The sequence below is a fragment of the Streptomyces sp. NPDC048462 genome (assembly GCF_043200175.1).
Classification (GTDB): Bacteria; Actinomycetota; Actinomycetes; order Streptomycetales; family Streptomycetaceae; genus Streptomyces.
Map to the genome: position 1 here is coordinate 1 of NZ_JBICXG010000024.1, position 18,724 is coordinate 18,724.

The 18,724-nt window shown below is 72.2% G+C and carries 16 protein-coding genes and 1 riboswitch; of the genes, 7 read left to right on the forward strand and 9 right to left on the reverse strand.

Features of this window, described 5'->3' with window-relative positions; genetic code table 11:
- Nucleotides 1–262: 262 nt before the first annotated feature.
- The 4 genes from ACGFU6_RS30350 (at nucleotide 263) to ACGFU6_RS30365 (ending at nucleotide 3,305) form a co-directional block, all read left to right on the forward strand.
- Nucleotides 263–1,276, forward strand: a complete 1,014-nt coding sequence (locus tag ACGFU6_RS30350) for an SPFH domain-containing protein (protein WP_393615518.1) — start codon at nucleotides 263–265, stop codon at nucleotides 1,274–1,276.
- Nucleotides 1,273–2,172, forward strand: coding sequence for a hypothetical protein (locus tag ACGFU6_RS30355; RefSeq protein WP_393615519.1), 900 nt, complete (start codon nucleotides 1,273–1,275; stop codon nucleotides 2,170–2,172). Before ACGFU6_RS30350 ends, ACGFU6_RS30355 begins: the two co-directional genes overlap by 4 nt.
- 82 nt (nucleotides 2,173–2,254) lie before the next feature.
- Entirely contained in the window at nucleotides 2,255–2,761 is a 507-nt protein-coding gene (locus tag ACGFU6_RS30360; protein ID WP_393615520.1) for an NUDIX hydrolase, read from the forward strand.
- A gap of 49 nt (nucleotides 2,762–2,810) precedes the next feature.
- Nucleotides 2,811–3,305 carry an FBP domain-containing protein gene (locus ACGFU6_RS30365; RefSeq protein ID WP_393615522.1) on the forward strand — a complete coding sequence of 165 codons (495 nt, stop codon included), beginning with the start codon at nucleotides 2,811–2,813 and terminating at the stop codon, nucleotides 3,303–3,305.
- Between the two features lie 96 nt (nucleotides 3,306–3,401).
- Here ACGFU6_RS30365 and ACGFU6_RS30370 read toward each other — a convergent pair whose 3' ends face one another.
- Genes ACGFU6_RS30370 through ACGFU6_RS30390 form a run of 5 tightly spaced genes read right to left on the reverse strand, consistent with a single transcriptional unit; the run spans nucleotide 3,402 to nucleotide 9,901 of the window.
- Nucleotides 3,402–5,729, reverse strand: coding sequence for a DUF4838 domain-containing protein (locus ACGFU6_RS30370; RefSeq protein ID WP_393615524.1), 2,328 nt, complete (start codon nucleotides 5,727–5,729; stop codon nucleotides 3,402–3,404).
- A complete protein-coding gene (locus tag ACGFU6_RS30375) occupies nucleotides 5,726–6,757 on the reverse strand; it encodes an aliphatic sulfonate ABC transporter substrate-binding protein (RefSeq protein WP_393615526.1) in 1,032 nt (343 codons plus the stop codon). Before ACGFU6_RS30375 ends, ACGFU6_RS30370 begins: the two co-directional genes overlap by 4 nt.
- A complete protein-coding gene (locus tag ACGFU6_RS30380; RefSeq protein WP_393615528.1) occupies nucleotides 6,754–7,536 on the reverse strand; it encodes an ABC transporter ATP-binding protein in 783 nt (260 codons plus the stop codon). The genes ACGFU6_RS30375 and ACGFU6_RS30380 overlap by 4 nt, the downstream gene beginning before the upstream one ends.
- A gap of 2 nt (nucleotides 7,537–7,538) precedes the next feature.
- Nucleotides 7,539–8,405, reverse strand: coding sequence for an ABC transporter permease (locus ACGFU6_RS30385; protein WP_393615530.1), 867 nt, complete (start codon nucleotides 8,403–8,405; stop codon nucleotides 7,539–7,541).
- Nucleotides 8,402–9,901: a sulfatase-like hydrolase/transferase gene (locus ACGFU6_RS30390; RefSeq protein ID WP_393615532.1), complete on the reverse strand. Its 1,500-nt coding sequence runs from the start codon at nucleotides 9,899–9,901 to the stop codon at nucleotides 8,402–8,404. The genes ACGFU6_RS30385 and ACGFU6_RS30390 overlap by 4 nt, the downstream gene beginning before the upstream one ends.
- Before the next feature lie 204 nt (nucleotides 9,902–10,105).
- On the opposite strand from ACGFU6_RS30390, the gene ACGFU6_RS30395 reads away from it, so the two are divergent.
- The 3 genes from ACGFU6_RS30395 (at nucleotide 10,106) to ACGFU6_RS30405 (ending at nucleotide 13,821) form a co-directional block, all read left to right on the forward strand.
- On the forward strand, nucleotides 10,106–11,329 hold the full coding sequence (locus ACGFU6_RS30395) for an ROK family transcriptional regulator (RefSeq protein ID WP_393615534.1): 1,224 nt from the start codon (nucleotides 10,106–10,108) through the stop codon (nucleotides 11,327–11,329).
- The gene (locus ACGFU6_RS30400) at nucleotides 11,326–12,291 is read left to right on the forward strand and encodes a formylglycine-generating enzyme family protein (RefSeq protein WP_393615536.1); all 966 of its coding nucleotides are present in this window, start codon (nucleotides 11,326–11,328) and stop codon (nucleotides 12,289–12,291) included. Before ACGFU6_RS30395 ends, ACGFU6_RS30400 begins: the two co-directional genes overlap by 4 nt.
- Nucleotides 12,292–12,335: 44 nt before the next feature.
- Nucleotides 12,336–12,430: riboswitch (TPP riboswitch) on the forward strand.
- Complete coding sequence (locus ACGFU6_RS30405; protein ID WP_393615538.1) at nucleotides 12,421–13,821, forward strand: purine-cytosine permease family protein; 1,401 nt, start codon at nucleotides 12,421–12,423, stop codon at nucleotides 13,819–13,821. It overlaps the preceding riboswitch by 10 nt.
- Before the next feature lie 24 nt (nucleotides 13,822–13,845).
- On the opposite strand, the gene ACGFU6_RS30410 is transcribed toward ACGFU6_RS30405, so the two are convergent.
- From ACGFU6_RS30410 to ACGFU6_RS30425, 4 genes are all read right to left on the reverse strand, one after another.
- On the reverse strand, nucleotides 13,846–15,561 hold the full coding sequence (locus ACGFU6_RS30410) for an MFS transporter (protein WP_393615540.1): 1,716 nt from the start codon (nucleotides 15,559–15,561) through the stop codon (nucleotides 13,846–13,848).
- A 117-nt stretch (nucleotides 15,562–15,678) separates the two neighbouring features.
- Nucleotides 15,679–17,211, reverse strand: coding sequence for an ArnT family glycosyltransferase (locus ACGFU6_RS30415; RefSeq protein ID WP_393615541.1), 1,533 nt, complete (start codon nucleotides 17,209–17,211; stop codon nucleotides 15,679–15,681).
- A 168-nt stretch (nucleotides 17,212–17,379) separates the two neighbouring features.
- Nucleotides 17,380–18,066: a TetR/AcrR family transcriptional regulator gene (locus tag ACGFU6_RS30420; protein WP_393615542.1), complete on the reverse strand. Its 687-nt coding sequence runs from the start codon at nucleotides 18,064–18,066 to the stop codon at nucleotides 17,380–17,382.
- Nucleotides 18,067–18,201: 135 nt separating this feature from the next.
- Nucleotides 18,202–18,636, reverse strand: a complete 435-nt coding sequence (locus ACGFU6_RS30425; RefSeq protein ID WP_393615544.1) for a hypothetical protein — start codon at nucleotides 18,634–18,636, stop codon at nucleotides 18,202–18,204.
- Nucleotides 18,637–18,724: the final 88 nt, after the last annotated feature.

The window sequence follows — 18,724 nt, forward strand, 5'->3', positions numbered from 1 at the left end:
CCCGCCGGCGGCCGGGCCGCCCCCGCGCCCGGGTCCTGACTGCGGGGGGCCGCCCCCCCCGGGGATCAGGCCGGCCCGCCCGCGCCCCCCGGGGGGGCGGGGGGGGGCCCACCTCCGGGCGGCCGGTGACTTCTTCGGGAGTCACCGGCCGCCCGCTTTCGCACGCCGAACGCCACCGACACGGGACCCCTCCTTCTCGTCCTCTTGACGATATGACCCACTCCCTTTATCGTCTCAATGACGAGAACGAGGGGGTCCCATCATGGCCGACATCACCAGGCGCTTCGGCTGGCGCCATCTGCGCTCCGCGCCCACGGCCCACATCCGCCACCACAAGCGCGGTCTGCTCGCCCACGACGGGGCAGGGCTGAGCTTCTGGTACCGGTCGCTCAGCGCCGCGCTCTCCGAGGTTCCGGTCAACGACCGCGAGCTGGCCATGGCCTTCCACGCCCGCACCGCCGACTTCCAGGACGTCACCGTGCAGGCCACCGTGACGTACCGCATCAGTGATCCGGCCGAGGCCGCCGCGCGCCTGGACTTCTCCGTCGACCCGGACACCGGCGTCTGGCGCGGCGCACCGCTGGAGCAGATCGCGACCCTGCTCACCGAGACGGCCCAGCAGCACACCCTGGACGTGCTGGCCCGCACCCCGCTGGCCGGCGCGCTGGTCGACGGCGTCGCCGCCGTGCGCGAGCGGGTCGCCACGGGCCTGGCCTCCGAGCCCCGGCTGCCCGCCACCGGGATCGAGGTGGTGGCCGTGCGCGTCGTCGCCATCCGGCCCGAGGCCGAGGTGGAGCGGGCCCTGCGCACCCCCGCCCGTGAGCAGATCCAGCAGGAGGCCGACCGCGCGACGTACGAGCGGCGGGCCGTGGCCGTCGAGCGCGAGCGGACCATCGCGGAGAACGAGCTGGCCAGCCAGATCGAGCTCGCCCGCCGCGAGGAGCAGCTGGTCGAGCAGCGCGGTACGAACACCCGGCGCGAAGCCGAGGAGAACGCGGCGGCCGACGGCGTGCGCGCGGAGGCCGAGGCCGCGCGCACGGTGCGCCTCGCCCGCGCCGAGGCCGAATCGGCACGCGAGGTCGGCGCGGCGCGTGCCGAGTCCCAGGCGGCCTGGCTGCGGGTGCACGCAGAGGTGGAGGCCGCGACACTGCACGCCCTGGCCGTCACCCGGCTCGCGGAGAACCTGCCGCGCATCGACAGCCTCACACTCTCGCCCGACGTCCTCACCGGCCTGCTCACCAAGCTCGGCCGGCCCGCCCCGGAGAGCCGGGCGTGAGCCTGGCGCCGCGAGCGGTCCTGGTCCACCGCACCACCGAGTACGAGGAGCTGCTCGCGCGGCACGGCACCCACGGCCAGGCGGCGTTCTTCCTGACGAGCCGGGGCCGGTCCATCGAGGAGGTCGCCCGGCGGCACGAGCGGACCCGGCAGGCGCTCAGCGATGTGACGGCGGCCGTTCCGCTGCAGTGGCGGCAGTCCCGGGTGGAGCGCCAGGACCTGGACCGGTTCCTGTTCGCACCCGAGGACGTGGTGGTCGTGGTCGGCCAGGACGGCCTGGTCGCCAACGCCGCCAAGTACCTCTCCGGCCAGCCCGTCGTCGGCATCGACACCGATCCCGGGCGCAACCCCGGGGTCCTGGTCCGCCACCGGACCGCCGACGCGGCGGCGCTGCTGCGGGCGGCCGTGGCGCCGGGCGGCGCGGTGGACGAGCTGACCATGGTGGAGGCGGTGGCCGACGACACCCAGCGGCTGCTGGCGCTCAACGAGATCTACCTCGGCCCGCCGGGGCACCAGACGGCCCGCTACCGGCTCGGCCCCGACACGGCCGACTCCCCCGCAGAGTCCCAGGCGTCCTCCGGCGTCCTGGTCGGGACCGGCACCGGCGCCACCGGCTGGCTGCGCTCCCTGTGGCAGGAACGCCGCAGCCCGCTCACCCTGCCGGCGCCCACCGACTCCCGGCTGCTCTGGTTCGTCCGGGAGGCCTGGCCGTCCCCGGTCACCGGCACCTCACTGGTCTCGGGCGAGCTGGGGCGCGGGCAGGGGCTGCGGCTGACCGTGGAGTCGGACCGGGTGGTGGTCTTCGGTGACGGGATGGAGGCGGACGCGCTGGAGCTGACCTGGGGGCAGACGGTACGGCTGGGCATCTCACCCACGTCCCTGCGGCTGACCGGCTGACCGCAGCACTCCGGTCCCCGCCCGTAGGCTCGGCGCCTCACGGCGGTCACCGGCCGCCGACCAGCCCGAGGAGCAGACAGACATGGACAGCGAGACGGCGCGCATCCCGGACCGCAACTCCCGGCCGCCACAGGCGCAGGCCGCCCTGGGGGTGGGCGTGATCGTGCGGGACACGCAGGGGCGCGTCCTGCTCGGCCGGCACCACAGCGGCAGCTGGGAACTGCCGGGCGGGAAGGTCGATCCGACGCACGAGTCGATCGCGGCGGCGGCCGTGCGCGAGCTCCGCGAGGAGACGGGTCTGGAGGTTCGGGAGGACGACATGGGCGTCTTCGCGATGCTGCACGACGTGGCCGGCGGCATCAACCGGGTGACCATGGCCGCCCTGGTCACGGTGGAGTCGGGCAGCCCACAGGTCACCGAACCCCATCTCATCAGCGACTGGCGGTGGACCCGGCCCGAGGAGCTGCCGACGCCGTTGTTCGACCCCTCGGCACAGATCCTCGCGGCCTGGCGCCCCGATCTCGGCATCGAGCACCCGCCCGCCCACCGGCTGGCCGTACTGCCCGAGGCCACGCAGGTGAAACCCTAAACACTTATTCATTTGCCTAGGGGTCATAGGCAGAGTTAGCGTCGATGTCATGAAGGCCGTGACCGAGCAGGACATCCGCACATCGTTCGTCAACTGCTCCAAGGGGGAAGCCAAGCGTCTGCCGCTCCCCCGCGATCTCGAGGAGCTGCCGTGGGAGGATCTGGACTTCCTCGGCTGGCGTGACCTGTCCGCTCCCGGGCGCAGCTACATCGTCACCGAGCACGAGGGCAGGACGGCCGGCATCACGCTCCGCTTCCCCTCCCAGCAGCGCGGCTTCCTGCACCGGAGCATGTGCTCGCTCTGTCTGACCACACACCCCGGCAGCGGGGTATCCCTGATGACCGCCCGCAAGACCGGGCAGGCCGGGCGCGAGGGAAATTCGGTCGGCCTGTACATGTGCACCGATCTGGCCTGCTCGCTCTACGTCCGGGGGAAGAAGGCCGTGCCCTCGGGCGCCCGGTTCAAGGAGTCACTGACGGTGGAGGAGCAGATCGCCCGCGCCTCGGCCAACCTCTCCGCTTTCGTGGCCAAGCTCTACAGCTGAGCCGGGGATACGCGGCACCGGCCGGGGCGGCGGACGGCTGCCCCGTCCCCCTCGGCCGGATGCCGGGGCGGGACGGGCGCCGGGCCGCCGTGCCTGTCAGCGGATTTCGGTCTCCACCCTGGAGGGGACCAGCCGGGTCCCGTCGGCAAGGCGGAACTCCAGCGTGACCGGGTGTGCGCCGGCCGGCGCGTCCGCGGTGGCCCGTACGGCGACCCGGGCGGCGGCGCCCCGGGTGCCGCGCACCTTCAGCGTGCCGCTCGACGGCGCCAGGACGACGCCGTCGGGCGCGGTCGCCGTCCAGTGGACGGTGTGGCCGGCGAAGTCGGCGTCCTGGGCCTCCACGTCGAGCGGCACCGGGGCACCGCCCCGTTCGAGCACCAGGAACCCCGGGTCGCCGAACCCGGCCGCAGGGCTCGCGTACGTGTCGACGACGTCCTGGCGGATGCGGGCGTCGTCGTACGGCGACTGGCTGTCGGGGCCGTTCCAGCGCCCCCACGCCTGCATGTTGGGCAGGCACACGCCGTTGAACCGGTTGCGGTGCACGAGTGCCCGGTACTCCCGCCGCGCCGCGTCCAGTTCGGCGCTGCCCGCCGGTGCCAGGCCGATCCTCATGTCGGCCAGCGCGATGTCCAGGTTGCGGGTCAGCCGGTCGAGCAGGGTGCGGGGCGCGGGGTCCTCCGCCCGGCCGGCCGCCTCCTGGAGGGCGGCCCGCGCCTGCCCGTAGTTCGTGGTGAGCACACCGGGCCCGTGGGTGTCGGGGTCCAGGGCCGTCAGCTCGTAGTAGCGCCCCATCGCGTCGGCCCCGGCGGCGCCGAACCGGGCCTCCAGGTAGCCGTCCAGGTAGCCGCCGGCGTCAAGTGAGCTGTCCCAGGCCAGCGCGGCGACCAGGGACTGGACGTGCTCGTAGGTGATCCAGTCGCCCGGCTCGCTGTACATGCCGATGCCGTTCAGACCGAGCCCCGACTCGAAGACGGCGTCGGCCGCGATGGTGGTGAGCGGGTGGACCGGAAGGCTGCGCCAGCGGTACCGCCGGTAGTACTCGTACATCGCGAGCGGGCCCCGGTGCGTCGAGCGCCAGCCCCGCAGCGCCTTCGCCAGAGCGGTGTTGGCGCCCACCGAGGGGTCGCCCAGGTGGCCGTCGTAATTCCGGCCGTACGGGGCGAAGTCCACCACCACCTCGGGGTCGCAGGGGTACTGGGGGCCGGGGGGCTGCACGGTGGAGGCGTACGCGATCCGTTCGACCCGGACCCCGGGCAGTTCCTCGCGCAGCACCCGGGCGAGCTCGTTGACCACGACCGACTCGGCGTTGGACGCGGTGCCGTACCGGTCGAGGACGGGCTTCTGGAAGGCGCCGACGTCCGGTGGCCAGCAGCCGAAGAGCGTGATCTCGGGGCGCTCCCGCAGGAAGGCGACGACCTCGCTCACGTACGCGTCCAGGGCCTGCGGGTTGTAGATGTCGAAGACCGGGCCGCCGGACTCGTAGAACTGCGGGTAGTCGGCCTTCGGCAGGAAGCTGTCATAGCCGTGCCCGCCGGTCTCGACGCGGAGGGAGCGCTTGGCCGCCTCGCGGACCAGGACATCGCGCACCCCGTCGTACGTGGTGACGCCGAGGCCCAGGTAGTCCGTCGGGTAGACGAAGGTGTTCAGCCGGTTCTTGGCCATCCAGTCGAGCAGCGGGGGCAGGCTCGCGGCGGTGTGGCTGAACCCCTCCTCGGCGTACTGGCGCCGCAGGTCGGTGCCCGGCCGGCCGGTGAGGCGCACGGCCGGGAATTCGAGGGTGCGGCTGCTCGGTATCCGCTCGTGGTGGCCCTCGTACGCGGGGAAGGCCGGGGCGAAGAAGCGCACCCCGGCGCGCTCCAGGAGGGCGTACACGGCGTACAGCGGCGCGCGGTCGCCGCGCCCCGTCAGCAGGAGCAGGGCGTCGTCGCCCAGCAGGGTGAAGGAGTCCTCCGGCGCACCGTCGAGTTCCCGTCCGGCGTCCGCCAGCCGGCCGGCGCCGATGCCGCCCGTGCTGCCGGTGCCCGCGCCCAGGGCCACCAGGCCGGTGACACCGCCGGGTACGGGCGCGCCGGGGTCGGTCACGGCGCGCAGCGGCAGCCGGACCCCGGTGATCCGCCGGATGTAGTCGCGCAGTTCGGTGGCGGCGAACTCGGCGCTGCCCTCGCCCCACCAGAGCACGGTGGCCCGTGCCCGGCCGCCGGAGACCGCCCGGAGCGGGGCGCCGGCCGCCGCCGGGGTGCCGGCGGCGGCCCCGGTGGCGGTGATGGCGGGCAGCAGGGTCGCACCGGCCAGACCGGCCGCCCCCGCGAGGAATCCGCGCCGTCTCAGGACGCCGGATCTCAGGGCGCCCGGCTCGGTGGCGCCAGTGGTGGCGGCGAAGTCGCCGCGGTCCTCGGAGTCGCTGGAGCGGTTGGAGTCGTTCATGATCGGTCCGCCTTTCCGGCTTCGGCGTACAGGTCACCGAGGTAGTAGTCCTCGGCCTTGCCCGGATCGGGCAGTTTCCCCATCCGGCCGAAGACGGCGGCGAGTTCGTCGAACCAGCCGTCGACCGTGCCGTCCTTGCCGAGCTTCGTCAGCTCGGCGGAGGGAAGGATCTTCACGTAGTCGGTGGAGCCCTTGAGCTGCCCGGCCGGCAGCTTCAGGAAGCCGGCGGTGACGGTCTCCGACTCCCTGGGGTGTGCCTCGGTCCAGTCACCGGCCTCCTTGAGCACCCCGGTCACCTTCTTGACGAGTTCCGGGTCCCCGGAGGCCAGCTTCGGCTGGGTCACGAAGACATTCGGGAAGGTCAGCTTCGGGTAGTAGTCCTGGGTCCGGCTGATCTCCTTGAGACCGGGGACCTTCTTCTTCATCGTGTCGATCAGCGGGTACCAGGTGGCCGCCGCGTCGACCTGACCGGACGAGAACGCCGTGACGACGGTCGAGGCGTCCATGACGACCTTCTTGACGTCGCTCTGCTTCAGACCGGCCTCGCGCAGCGCCAGGTTGAGGATCATGTCGCCCGAGGTGCCCTCCGCGACGGCCACCTTCCGGCCCTTGAGGTCGGCGGGCTTCTCGATGCCCGAGCCTGGCCGGGCGATGACCCGGTCGGCCAGGCCCAGCATGTTGACGGAGACGATGGACGCGCGGCCCGAGGCGGGCAGCCACAGTGCGCCGGGACCGAGGTAGCCGAAGTCCAGGTCGCCGGAGCCGAGTGCCTGGACCTGGAGCGGGCCGTTGGTGAAGACCTTCAGCTCGGGGGTGAGACCCGCCTTCTTCCACAGTCCGCGCTTCTGGGCGACGGCCAGCGCGACGGAGCCGCTGTAGTCGGCGATGTAGCCGAACCTCACCTTCCGCGGTCCGCCGTCCGCGGCATCCGACGAGGAGTCGCCCCCGCAGCCGGTGGTGACGGACACGAGTGCCAGGGCCAGGAACAGGCCGGCCGTACGGCGGCCGACGGCACGGATCGACTTCATGACGCGATTCCTTCGAGCGGGGCGGGCTGGTGGTGGACGGCGTGCCACACCCGGGCACGCAACTCGGCGAACTCCGCGGACAGCCGCTGCTCCTCGGTACGCGGATAGGGCAGCGTGACCGGGACGACCGTGTGGATGCGGCCGGGGCGGGCCGCCATGACGACGACGCGGTTGGCGAGGAAGACCGCCTCGTCCACGTCGTGGGTGATGAACATGACGGTGCGCCGGTCCCGGCCCCAGGTGTCCAGGAGCGACTCCTGCATCCGGACCCGGGTGAGGGAGTCGAGGGCGCCGAAGGGTTCGTCCATCAGGAGGACCTTCGGGTCCACGGCGTAGGCGCGGGCGATGGCGCAGCGCTGCTTCATGCCTCCGGAGAGGGTCTTGGGCAGCGAGTCCGCGAAGTCGGTGAGGCCGACGAGTTCGATGACCTCGCGGGCCCGGCGGCGGCGCTCGGCCCTCCTGACACCGGCGACCTTGAGTCCGTACTCGACGTTGGCCGCGACGGTCATCCACGGGAAGAGCGCGTACTGCTGGAAGATGACGCCTCGTTCGGGGGCTGGGCCGCGTACGGGGACGCCGTCGACGGTGACCTCGCCGCCGGTGGCGTCGAGGAGTCCGGCGGCGATGTTCATCAGGGTGCTCTTGCCGCAGCCGGAGGGTCCGACGACGGTGACGAACTCGCCGTCGTCGATGTCGAGGGAGACCCGGTCAAGGGCCAGGAAGTCGCCGTCCTTGACCGCGAAGTCCCGGCTCACGTCACGGAAGTTGATGGTGGGCATGGTTACCGCCGTTCCTGCCAGTGGGTGAGCCGGCGCTCGGCGAGGAGCAGCAGCCGGTCCATGGCGAGGCCGATCGCGCCGATCGCGATGAGCTGGACGAAGATGGTCGGCAGGTCGTAGTAGAGCTGTGCCTGCTGCATCCGGAAGCCCAGTCCGCCCTGGGCCGCGATGAGTTCGGCGGCGACGACGGTCGCCCAGGAGGCGCCGAGCCCGATCCGCATGCCGACCAGGATGAACGGGGTGGAGGCGGGCACGACGACGCCGATGAAGACCTGCGGGTCACGGGCGCCGAGCACCCGGGCGGCGTTGACGAGGGTGACGTCGACGGCGACGACGCCCTGGAAGGTGGAGACGACGGACGACAGGAAGGAGGCCAGGAAGATCACGAAGATCTTCGGGGTCTCGTCGATGCCCATGAGGACGATGGCGAGCGGGATGATCGCGAGCGGCGGCACCATGCGGAAGAACTGCAGCCACGGTTCGATCAGCCTGCGGACGACCGGATACCAGCCCATCAGGAAGCCGACCGGGACCGCCAGGACGACGCCCAGCACGTAGCCGGTGAGGACGCGCTTGAGGCTGGCGCCCGCATCGGCGAACAGGGTTCCGTCCGCGCTGAGTTCACCCGCGCGGCGGGCCACGGCCACAGGCCCGGGGAAGCCGTCGATGCCGCTGTTGGCGAGGATGGCCCAGGCGAGCAGGCCGAGCGCCGCGGATGCGAGGCCGAGCAGCGCGGCGGTGAGCCGGCCGGTCCCGCGCGCCTTCCTTCCGGGGTTGCGGGCGGCCTTCGGAGCGGGGGGACCGCTCGTGCCCGCCGCGTCCGGGCGCCGATCCCGCTGCGGGGCGGGAGCTTCCGCCGGTGTCTTCATGCCACTTCCTCCGCTACCCCGTCGACGTCCGCCGCCCGGTCGCCGCCGATGTCGGCCATGTAGCTCATCCACGTGTAGGCGGGGTCGCCGCGGCGCAGCAGTTCGCGGTAGAGCCGCACGGTGAGGTCGCGCCTGATGTCCGCGTAGGCGGGCGCGTCGTACACGTTGTGCAGTTCGTGCGGGTCGGTCACCAGGTCGTACAGCTCGTGCACGCTCTCCGGGTTGTGGACCAGCTTGTGGCGCCGGTCGCGGAGCATGCGCTGCGAGTAGGGGAAGTGGTGGCCGTGGAACTCGGCGACGACCTCGTCGCGGGCACCCCCGGACGCGGCCCCGGCCCCCGTCCCGGTCAGCAGGGGCAGCAGGCTGATGCCGTCGCACTGGTCGGGCACGGGTGCTCCGGCCAGTTCGAGAATGGTCGGGTTGAGGTCGATGAGCCCGGCGAAGTCGTCACTGACCTGGGGCGGTGCGCCGGGAATCCGGGCGATGCCGGGGATCCGGTAGATGTCCTCGTACATCGCCGGGCCCTTGTCGTTGAGCCGGTGGGCGCCGGTGAACTCACCGTGGTCGGCGGTGAAGAAGACCGCCGTGTCGTCCCACAGGCCGTGTCCCTTGAGCGCCTCGATCAGCCGCCCGGCCTGGTGGTCGATCATCGTGACGTAGCCCCAGTAGACGGCGATCAGCTTGCGCCAGGCGGCGGCGTTGAATCCGTCCGACGACCAGTACGCGCTGTACTGGCGCTGCACCTCGGGCTTCCCGGCGAAGGTCTCGGCCATCGAGGCGGGCAGCGGGACGTCGTCGGGGTCGTACAGGTCGTAGTAGCTGTCGGGGATCAGATACGGCAGGTGCGGGCCGTACCAGTGGCAGGACAGCATGAACGGCTTGCGGTTCGCCTTCCATTCGCCGGCGTAGCGGTCCAGCAGGCCGAGTGTGCGGTCGGTGAGGTAGGCCTCCATGGTGGCCTCGGCCGGCTGCTGCAGCCGGCCCGCGATGAGGTGCCCGCGCCCCGTGCCGTTGGCGGCGGTCCCGAAGACGGCTTCGCGTACCGCGAAGGGCGGGAAGCCGTTGTCCCGGAGCCACTTCTCGTACGAGGGGTGGTGTACGGGGTTGAGGGCGCCGGGCAGGTGCTCGCCGTCCAGGCCGTAGAACTCGGGGCCCCGGTCACGGCCGATGTGCCACTTGCCGACATGGCCCACCGAGTAGCCCCGGTCCGCCAACTGCCCCCAGAGCGTGGGGTCGTCGTCGGAGAGCTCGTCCTTGCTCCCGCCGTTGCGCTCGGGGTTGTTCAGCATCCCGTGGCGGAAGGGGTGGAGGCCGGTGGCCAGCGAGGCACGGGCCGGGGTACAGATCGCGGTCGGGGTGTAGAAGCGGTCGAAGCGGGTCCCTCCGGCCGCGAGGGCGTCGAGGGCCGGGGTGTCGACGATTGGGTTGCCGTAACAGCCCAGGGTGTCGACCCGGTGCTGGTCGGTCATCAGGAACAGGACGTTGCGCGGAGCCACTCGGGCCGCCCTTTCGGTGGTCGCTCGGTGTGCTGCCGGGAACCCGGCCGATGCCGGTCCGCGGCGCTTCGGCAGGTGCCGGTGCAGTCGGCTGACCGGAACTGTAGGGACGCCGACTTTTTTACGTCAACCCTCGGGAATAAACATTGTGTGAATTCGTCCGGCGCATTGACAGAAAGCCCTGACCCGATCGACCATGCGTCCATGACGGAACGCACCGACGCCCTGCAACGCCTGCGCAGGGCCAATGAAGCCGCCGTACTCGGTGAACTGCGCAGGTCGGGCGCGCTGAGCCGAGGCGAGCTGAAGGAGCGGGTCGGGCTCTCCCGTACCACCCTGTTCGCGATCGTCTCCGATCTGCTGGAGCGCAAGGCCGTCGTCGAACAGCCGGCCCCCGACCCGGAGCAGCCGCGCGGCCGGGGCAGGCCGGCCCTGGAGATCTCCCTCAACTCCCGCGGGGCCGAGCTGATCGGCATCGACCTCCAGCGCCACCGCGTCCATGTCGTCGTGGCCAACTGCGCCCATGAGATCGTCGGCCGCTACAGTGCCCCCGTCCCCGCCGACAGCGGCGCCGCCGAGCGGGCCGCGCAGGCGATCCGCGGCGTCGAGGAGCTGGTGCGGCGCGAGAACATCAGCCTCGCCCCGGTCGAGGGCATCGGCCTCGGCCTCCCCGGCTTCGTACAGAACCCGGCCTCCGGCGACCCGCGCACGATGACGCCGTTCGCCGGCCACGTCGCCGCCGAACTGGGCAGGCACTTCGACGCCCCCGTGCTCACGGACAACAACTCCCGGCTCGCCGCACTCGCCGAGGTGACCTGGGGCGCCGCCCGAGGCTTCGACAACGCTGTCTATCTGCGCTGGTCGGAAGGGGTCGGTGGCGGACTCGTCGTCAACGGCTCACTCGTGCACGGCGCCCACGGCGCGGCCGGCGAGATCGGCCACACCAGCTGCGACCCCGAGGGAAAACCCTGCCACTGCGGCGGCCGCGGCTGCCTGGAGGGGCTCATCTCCGTCCCCGCGATGCTCACCGCCTGCGCCGATCGCGGGGTCACCGCGCACGACGCCGCGGAGCTGGTCGCGCTCGCCGCCGGGGGCCAGCCGGACGCCGCCGACGTGATCCGGACCGCGGCCCTCGTCGCCGGCCGGGTGCTCGCCGCCCTCGCCGCGCAGGTGGACCCCGAGTGCATCGTCGTCTACGGCGAACCGGCGGCCCTGGACGGTCTCGTCCTCGCCCCCATCCGGCAACAGCTCGCCGCGCTCTCCCTGCCGTCCGCCCCCCGCACCATCGAGGTGCGCGGCTCCACCCTCGGCGGTGAGGCCGCCGCGCTCGGCGGGGTCGCCCTGCTGCTGCGCACCACCGGCCAGGACCTGGCGGAGCTGCTCGACCGCCCGGCACCCGGCACGCCCGGCGGCGGGACCGCCCGGTGAGCGCCTGCTGCGGGCCCGCCCGCGAGGGCGCCCAGGCCGTGACCGCCGCTCCCCCGGCGGAGTTCGCCGTCCCCGTGCGCGGCCGGGCCGAGCTGCTGCGCGGCATGGTCGCCGTACCCGGCGGACCGTTCCTGATGGGCGGCGAGGACCAGGACGCGTTCCCGGACGACGGCGAGGGACCGGTGCGGGAGGTCACGACCGGGCCGTTCCACATCGACGCGGCCTGCGTCAGCAACGCCCGGTTCGCCGTCTTCGTCAAGGCCACCGGCTATCGCACCGAGGCCGAACTCATCGGCTGGTCGTATGTGTTCGGCGCCTTCGTCCCCCCGTCGGCGCGCCGTGCCGTACTGCCGGGCACCGTGCCCGGCGCCCCCTGGTGGCGGGCGGTGACCGGGGCGCACTGGCGGGCACCCGAGGGGCCCGGCACCTCGATCGGCGACCGCCGGGACCACCCGGTGGTCCATGTGTCGTGGAACGACGCGACGGCCTACGCCCGGTGGGCCGGCAAGCGGCTGCCCACCGAGGCCGAGTGGGAGAAGGCGGCACGCGGCGGCCTCGTCCGGGCCCGGTTCCCCTGGGGCGACGAGCTGACCCCGAACGGCCGGCACCGCTGCAACATCTGGCAGGGCGACTTCCCGGTACGCAACACCCGCGAGGACGGTTACGCGGGCACCGCCCCCGTCAAGGCCTACGCGCCCAACGGCTTCGGCCTGTACAACGTCTCCGGCAACGTGTGGGAGTGGTGCGCCGACCTGTTCAGCGCCGACTGGCACACCAACGGCCGCGCCGAGACCCGCACCGACCCCGCAGGGCCGCCGCACGGCGAGTACCGGGTACTGCGCGGCGGCTCGCACCTGTGCCACCGCTCCTACTGCAACCGCTACCGCGTCGCCGCCCGCACCTCGAACAGCCCGGACAGCACGACCGGCCACGGCGGCTTCCGCTGCGCGCTCGCCGTCTGACCCCCCGCACCGCGGCCCGCAGCCGCCCGGCTATCCTGGCCGCCGCACCGGACACGGGGTGCCCCTCGCAGGGGCTGAGAACACACCCGTCGAACCTGAACCAGTTAGCACTGGCGGAGGGATGTCTTCATGTCATTGCCGTATGCCCAGGACGAGCGCGCCGCCACGGACCGGCGGCCCGCGTTCGACGGGCGGATGCCCACCGCCCCCGGTGATCTGCGCGTGGAGGCGCACGGGATAGCGCCCGTTCCGGAGGACCGCCGCTACGGCGGGCCCGGCCGGCTGTTCACCGTCTGGTTCGCCCCCAACCTGACCATGACCGGGGTCTTCACCGGCACCGTCGGCATCGCGCTCGGCCTGGACTTCGCGACCGCACTCACCGCCGTCGTGCTCGGCACGCTCGTGGGCGCCGTGCCCACCGCGTATCTGGGCACCTGGGGCAGCCAGACCGGGGCCGGGCAACTTCCGCTCGCCAGGCTGGCGTTCGGGCGCGGTGTGGTGCTTCCGGGCACGCTCCAGTGGCTGTCGTCCATCGCCTGGGACGCGCTGATCGGGCTGTTCGGCGGGGAGGCGCTGGCCCAGTTGTGCGGCTGGCCCTTCTGGCTGGGGGTGCTGGTCATGATGGCCGCCCAGGGCGCGCTCGGCGTGCTGGGGTACGAGGTGATCCACCGGCTCCAGACCGTGATGACCTTCGTCCTCGCCGCCGCGTTCGCGGTGCTCGCCACCAAGCTCCTGCACGGGGTCCACCCCGCCGCGACCGGCACCGCGCACGGCGCCGACCGGGCCGGCGCGTTCGTCCTGACGTGCACCATCGCCCTGAGCCTGGCGCTGTCCTGGGCGCCGTACGCCAGCGACTTCAGCCGCTATCTGCCGCGCACCGCTTCGCGGCCCCGGATGTTCTGGTGCACGCTGCTCGGTGTCAGCGTCTCGTTCGTGGCGGTCCAGACGCTCGGCCTGTGGGGTGCGTCCGTCTTCACCGACCAGACCGCGCACGGCGTCGACGCCCTGCTGGGCGGTGGCGCGCTCGGAGCGTTCGGGCTGCTCGCCATCGCGCTCGCCGCGCTGTGCAGCAACGCCATGAACGACTACAGCGGATCGCTGGCGCTGCAGACCATGGGCGTCCGCCTGCCGCGCCCCGTCGCCGCCGCGCTCGCCGCAGCCCTCGGCTTCCCCCTCGTCCTGTGGATGCACGCGGCCGACACCACCGCCCGCTTCCAGAACGTGCTGCTGCTCGTCGGCTACTGGATCCCCGGGTTCGTCGCCATCGTGGCCGTCGACTGGCTCGTCCGCGCGCGGACCCGCGGCGGCTCCCCCGTCGACCTGGCCGCCGAGAGCTCCCGCGCTCAGCCGTGGTGGCCGGCGCTCACCGCCTTCGTCGCCGCGTTCGCCGCCGCGGTGCCGTTCATGAACACCAGCCTGTACGTGGGCCCGGTGGCGAAGGCGCTGCACGGGGCGGACCTCGCCTACGGGGTGGCGTTCCTCGCGGCCCTCGCCGTCTACGCACCGCTGCGGCTGCGCCGCCGCGCCTGACGGCTCCGGGGCGGACCTCGGGTGTCACGCCTTCGCGGTCACCGTCTCGCCGTGGACGTAGCGCCCGCCTCGGAGCAGCGAGACGACTGCGGCCACCAGGCACGCCGCGATGGCGAAGTCGAAGGCCACGGAGAGGCCCTGCTCGAACGGTCCGGAGATCAGCGTCGGGAAGAACGCCCGCCCGGTGAGGTAATCGGCGTGAGCGGTGGGCAGCTGCGCCAGGGTCTCCGGGCCCAGCAGGCTGCGTACCGGGTTGTATCCCAGGAGCGCCGCGAACAGCACGCCGACCGGTGGCAGGGCCGCGACGCGTGCCGCGTCGGCGGACGGCACGCCCTGCTCGGTGAGTCCGTGGGCCAGCGTGTGGGGCAGCGAGCTCGCCAGGCCGGCGATCATCAGCGAGAAGAAGATGCCGATGGAAAGCACCGTGGCCGAGTTCTGGAACGTGGTGCTGATCCCCGCGCCCACACCGCGCTGGTCCGGCGGCAGACTGTTCATGATCGCGGCCCGGTTGGGCGAGGCGAAGAGTCCCATGGCCAGCCCGTTGACGAGCAGGATCAGGGCGAAGAGCGGGTAGTCGAAATCGACCGGCAGTTCCTTGAGCGCCACGAAGGTCGCGGCTGCCAGGACCATGCCGCCGGAGGTGAAGAGCCGGGCGCCGTAGCGGTCCGAGGCCCATCCGGAGAAGGGCCCGGCGATCAGGAACCCGATCGTCAGCGGCAGCATGTAGATACCGGCCCACAGCGGGGTCTGCTCGAAGCCGTAGCCGTGCCGGGGCAGCCAGATGCCCTGGAGCCAGATGATCAGGATGAACATCAGGCCACCACGCCCCAGGGACGCCAGGAGACTGGCCACGTTCCCCGCGGTGAAGGCCCGGATGCGGAACAGCGCCAGGTGGAACATCGGCTGGGCGACCCGGGTCTCGATCAGGCAGAAGAGGCCCAGCACGGCCAGCCCGCCGGCGATCGCGGTGATGACCCAGGGGTTGGTCCATCCCATGGTGTCCCCACCGTAGGGCTGGATGCCGTACGTGATGCCGCAGAGCACGGCGATCAGGCCGACGGCGAAGGTCAGGTTGCCCCACCGGTCGATCCGGGCCGGGGTGCGGACGCCGGTGTCGTGCAGTTTCAGATAGGCCCAGACCGTGCCGAACAGCCCGATCGGTACGGAGACCAGGAACACCAGGTGCCAGTCGAAGGGGCCGAGCACTCCGCCGAGCACCAGACCCACGAACGACCCCGCGATGGCCGCGACCTGGTTGAGCCCCAGGGCGAGCCCGCGCTGCCGCGGCGGGAAGGCGTCGGTGAGGATCGCGTTCGAATTGGCCATCAGCATCGCGCCGCCCACACCCTGGAGGACCCGCATCCCGATCAGCCACAGGGCACCGGCGGTGCCGTGCATCCAGGTCACCGAGAGGAGTACGGAGAAGAGCGTGAAGACCGCGAAGCCCAGGTTGTACATCCGCACCCGGCCGTACATGTCGCCCAGCCGGCCGAAGCTCACCACCAGCACCGCGGTGACGACCATGTAGCTCATGATCAGCCAGAGCAGCAGGCTCGTGTTGCCCGGCTGCAGGGGGTCCACTCCGATGCCGCGGAAGATGTCCGGCAGCGCGATGAGGATGATCGACAGGTTGATCGTCGCGATCAGCACACCCAGCGTGGTGTTCGACAGGGCGATCCACTTGTAGCCGGGACCGAGTGGGTTGTCGGCGCCGCCGATGCGTGCGGCTGTGCTCTGCATCGGACCATCCCGCCCGTCGGAGGTGTCTCGGCCGCGTACGGGAGCCAAGCTATTGCCGGACCCCCTTGACGGCCAGCCCGGATACTCCGGTGAAGCGGGTGTTCGTCCGGACAGGCGTCACCCGTAGTGGCGCAGCTCCGGCCACATCTCTCCCCAGGGGCGGCGGGGGCCCGTAAGGACGTAGACGTGGCCGCCCCGTTCGACGTTGTGCACGCCGTAGGGGTTGGAGAGGGTGGCGGCCACCCGGACGTGCCGGAAGTACTCGTGCAGCCGGGCGGTGTACCCGGGGGCGTGGTCGGGTCCGGGGGCGATGGCCACCACGGTCGTGGCGTCCGGGTTGCCCGGACCCCACCACCAGTCGGTGTTCTGGGCGCTCACGGCGGTGGGCAGCCCGGTGCCCCGGCCGAGTTCGTTGACTGCGCCGGCCTCGCCGTAGTCCGCCGCGAAGATCACCGCGTTCGCGCGCTGCCCGGCCGGGAGCCCGTTCCACACCTGGCGCACGGTACCGACCAGTTGGGGCCAGCCCAGGGTCTCCCCCGAATTCGTGCTGATGCCGTACGTCCAGGCCACGCCGGACGGTGGCAGCACCGGCAGCACGATCATGGCGAACAGCGCGGTCGAGGCGGCGGTGCCGATCATCAGGTCGCGCAGCCGGCCCGGACGGGCGTACAGCCACCCGTCGAGTCCCACGGCCCCGGCCGCCAGCAGGCAGACGTACAGTCCGCCCAGGTAGTACACCTGGGCTCCGGTCGTCACGGCGAACAGCACGAACAGCACGGCGTACGCGGCTACCAGGCACTGCCACAGCGGCCGGCCGGAGCGCCACAGGAACCGCAGGCCCGCCGTCCACAGCACGGCCATCGCCAGGCAGGACATGCCGAGCTGCCCCACGATCCAGGTGGGAATGTTCCCCGGGCCCCCGTTCTCGCCGTTCAGCGCCCGTGTCATCTCGAACATGGCCCAGCCGTGCCGGGCCTGCCACCACAGGTCCGGCAGCACGAGCAGTACGGCGATGGCGGCGCCCGCGAGCAGCCGGCGGTCGGCCGCGGTGCGGCGGGCCGGGCCGAGGAGCACGGCGGCCAGCAGGACGGTGCCGAAGATGCCGGCGAGATGGTTGAACTCGGCGCCGAGGCCGACCAGCGCACCCACGGCGAGCCACCACCGCGTGTCGCCGGTGCGGCCGATCCGGACGACCACGAGGGCGATGGCCGCCCAGGCCAGCACTTCGTACGAGGTGGTGTTGGCGATGTGCGCGCCGCCGAGCAGCACGGGCATGGTGCCGGTCGCGAGGGCCGCGAGCAGCTGGGCCCGCCGCGCGCCGCCGAGCTCCCGCGCCGTCATGCCGCCCACGATCACCGTGCCCGCCGCGGCCAGCGCGGGCCACAGCCGCAGACCCGCCTCCGAGACCCCGAACAGCGCCAGCGAGACCCGGGCCAGCAGCGGCGCAAGCACCGGCTGGTCCACGTAGCTCGCCTGGAGGTGCCGGGCGGAGTCCAGGAAGTACAACTCGTCGATATGGAAGCCGTAGCGCGGGGACAGCGCCATCAGCAGGGCGAAGACCAGCCCCGCTACGGCGAACACCCTCCGGTCCGGCGGCGCCGTCCGCTCCCCGGCCTCGTCGGCCGCCGTGCCGCCCGCCCTGTCCGCCATCTCCGCAGCCCCCCGGTCTCGGCCCCCGGTCGCCTCGTCCGCGCCCGGCGCGACCCGGTGCGCACGGCTCCCGGGCCGCTCGTACCCTACGCACCCGGGCGGTGGGCGGCGAGGGCCCGGGTCGACAAGCGGCGAACAACACCGAGGGCTTGAGCGGTGCCGGGGTGATCAGAGGCCCACTGTGTCCGCCAGGCCGTCGGTGTGGGCACGGAGGAACTCTTCGGGATCGCTCAGCGTATCCGCCGCGTACTGGCCGAAGGTTTCGAAGAGGATGGCCCCGATGACCGCCGACCACAGTCCGTAGACCCGGGAGACGTTGCCCACCGGCATCTCGAACCCGAATGCTCCGCGCAGTCGCTCCATATCGGCACGCGCGGTCGGACTGAGCCGCGCCTCCACCGTTCTCAGCTCGCCCGCTCGCCAGGCGTCCTCGACCAGTCCGGCGAGAGCGAGGGCGAGTCGCGTGCCGGGCTCCACGGTCCGGTCACCGGGAGCCGAGTAGCCGGGCACCGGTGTGCCGTAGAGCATCGCGAACCTGGACGGTTCACGGACGGCCCACGCGCGGGCCGCGAGTACTGCCGCCTGAAGCCGCTCGCGGTGCGACAGACCCGAGGCCGCCGCGAGGGCCGAGTCGACCCTGTCGGCGAGTTCGTCGTACGCGTCGATGATCAGCAGAGTGATGAGGGCTTCGCGGTCGCGGACATAGCGGTAGAGCGCCGACGGTACGACTCCGATGTCCCGGGCCACCGCCCGCAGGGACAGGTCGGCCGGAGGTACGGTCGCCAGGTGCTCGCGTCCCACGCGCACGATGTCACGCATCATCCGCTCGCGCGCTGCTTGCCGTGAAGTGACCATGAACCCACCCTATAAGTCAACGATATTCCCTCCTGGACCAGCAGCGCCCCGTCCGGGAGCCGGATCGAATCCGCAGCGCGGGCCCGCCGAGGTGCCCCGGTCGGCCCGCAGACGGGGCGGCTCCCGACCGCGGCTTCAGGACACGTTCGCCGGGGTGTCCCCGAGCTGGACGACCCGCCACGACTGCCATCCGCGGCAGGCGATGTAGGCGAAGACCGTGAGCGCCGCGACCGAGGAATCGGTGATTGAGGACTGCGCACCCTCGGTGGTGTCCAGGATGGTGAAGGCAAGCACCGTTGCCGCAACCTTGTGGAGGATCACCAGCTCCCAGATCGCCGGAACGTGACGCGGCCGGTACGCGAGCATGGCCCACATCGCGCTGAACACGAAGTACCCGAAGGTTCGCCAGCCCTCCACCATCAAGCGGTCGTCGCTCGCGGCCGCCATCAGGAAGAACCCGTTGATGAACACCGCGAACGTGACTGCGGAGTTGAGGGCCATGAGACCTCGGCCGACAAGATCCCAGGGCCGGGACGGGGCACTGTGAGGCGTGATGATCGCTGTGCTCATGACGGACATCCTTTGCTGAGGCGGACGAGAAACGAGAACACTGTTCTCTGTCAAGGAAGAGCATGCCTCGCCGCCCCGGCAGAGTCAA

Bases quoted from the DNA above. Each gene is read 5' to 3' on its own strand.
- ACGFU6_RS30350 (WP_393615518.1), top strand. From the start codon at position 263: ATGGCCGACATCACCAGGCGCTTCGGCTGGCGCCATCTGCGCTCCGCG.
- ACGFU6_RS30360 (WP_393615520.1), top strand. From the start codon at position 2,255: ATGGACAGCGAGACGGCGCGCATCCCGGACCGCAACTCCCGGCCGCCA.
- ACGFU6_RS30425 (WP_393615544.1), bottom strand. From the start codon at position 18,636: ATGAGCACAGCGATCATCACGCCTCACAGTGCCCCGTCCCGGCCCTGG.
- ACGFU6_RS30415 (WP_393615541.1), bottom strand. From the start codon at position 17,211: ATGGCGGACAGGGCGGGCGGCACGGCGGCCGACGAGGCCGGGGAGCGG.
- ACGFU6_RS30420 (WP_393615542.1), bottom strand. From the start codon at position 18,066: ATGGTCACTTCACGGCAAGCAGCGCGCGAGCGGATGATGCGTGACATC.
- ACGFU6_RS30380 (WP_393615528.1), bottom strand. From the start codon at position 7,536: ATGCCCACCATCAACTTCCGTGACGTGAGCCGGGACTTCGCGGTCAAG.
- ACGFU6_RS30410 (WP_393615540.1), bottom strand. From the start codon at position 15,561: ATGCAGAGCACAGCCGCACGCATCGGCGGCGCCGACAACCCACTCGGT.
- ACGFU6_RS30370 (WP_393615524.1), bottom strand. From the start codon at position 5,729: ATGAACGACTCCAACCGCTCCAGCGACTCCGAGGACCGCGGCGACTTC.
- ACGFU6_RS30395 (WP_393615534.1), top strand. From the start codon at position 10,106: ATGACGGAACGCACCGACGCCCTGCAACGCCTGCGCAGGGCCAATGAA.
- ACGFU6_RS30405 (WP_393615538.1), top strand. From the start codon at position 12,421: ATGTCATTGCCGTATGCCCAGGACGAGCGCGCCGCCACGGACCGGCGG.
- ACGFU6_RS30365 (WP_393615522.1), top strand. From the start codon at position 2,811: ATGAAGGCCGTGACCGAGCAGGACATCCGCACATCGTTCGTCAACTGC.
- ACGFU6_RS30375 (WP_393615526.1), bottom strand. From the start codon at position 6,757: ATGAAGTCGATCCGTGCCGTCGGCCGCCGTACGGCCGGCCTGTTCCTG.
- ACGFU6_RS30385 (WP_393615530.1), bottom strand. From the start codon at position 8,405: ATGAAGACACCGGCGGAAGCTCCCGCCCCGCAGCGGGATCGGCGCCCG.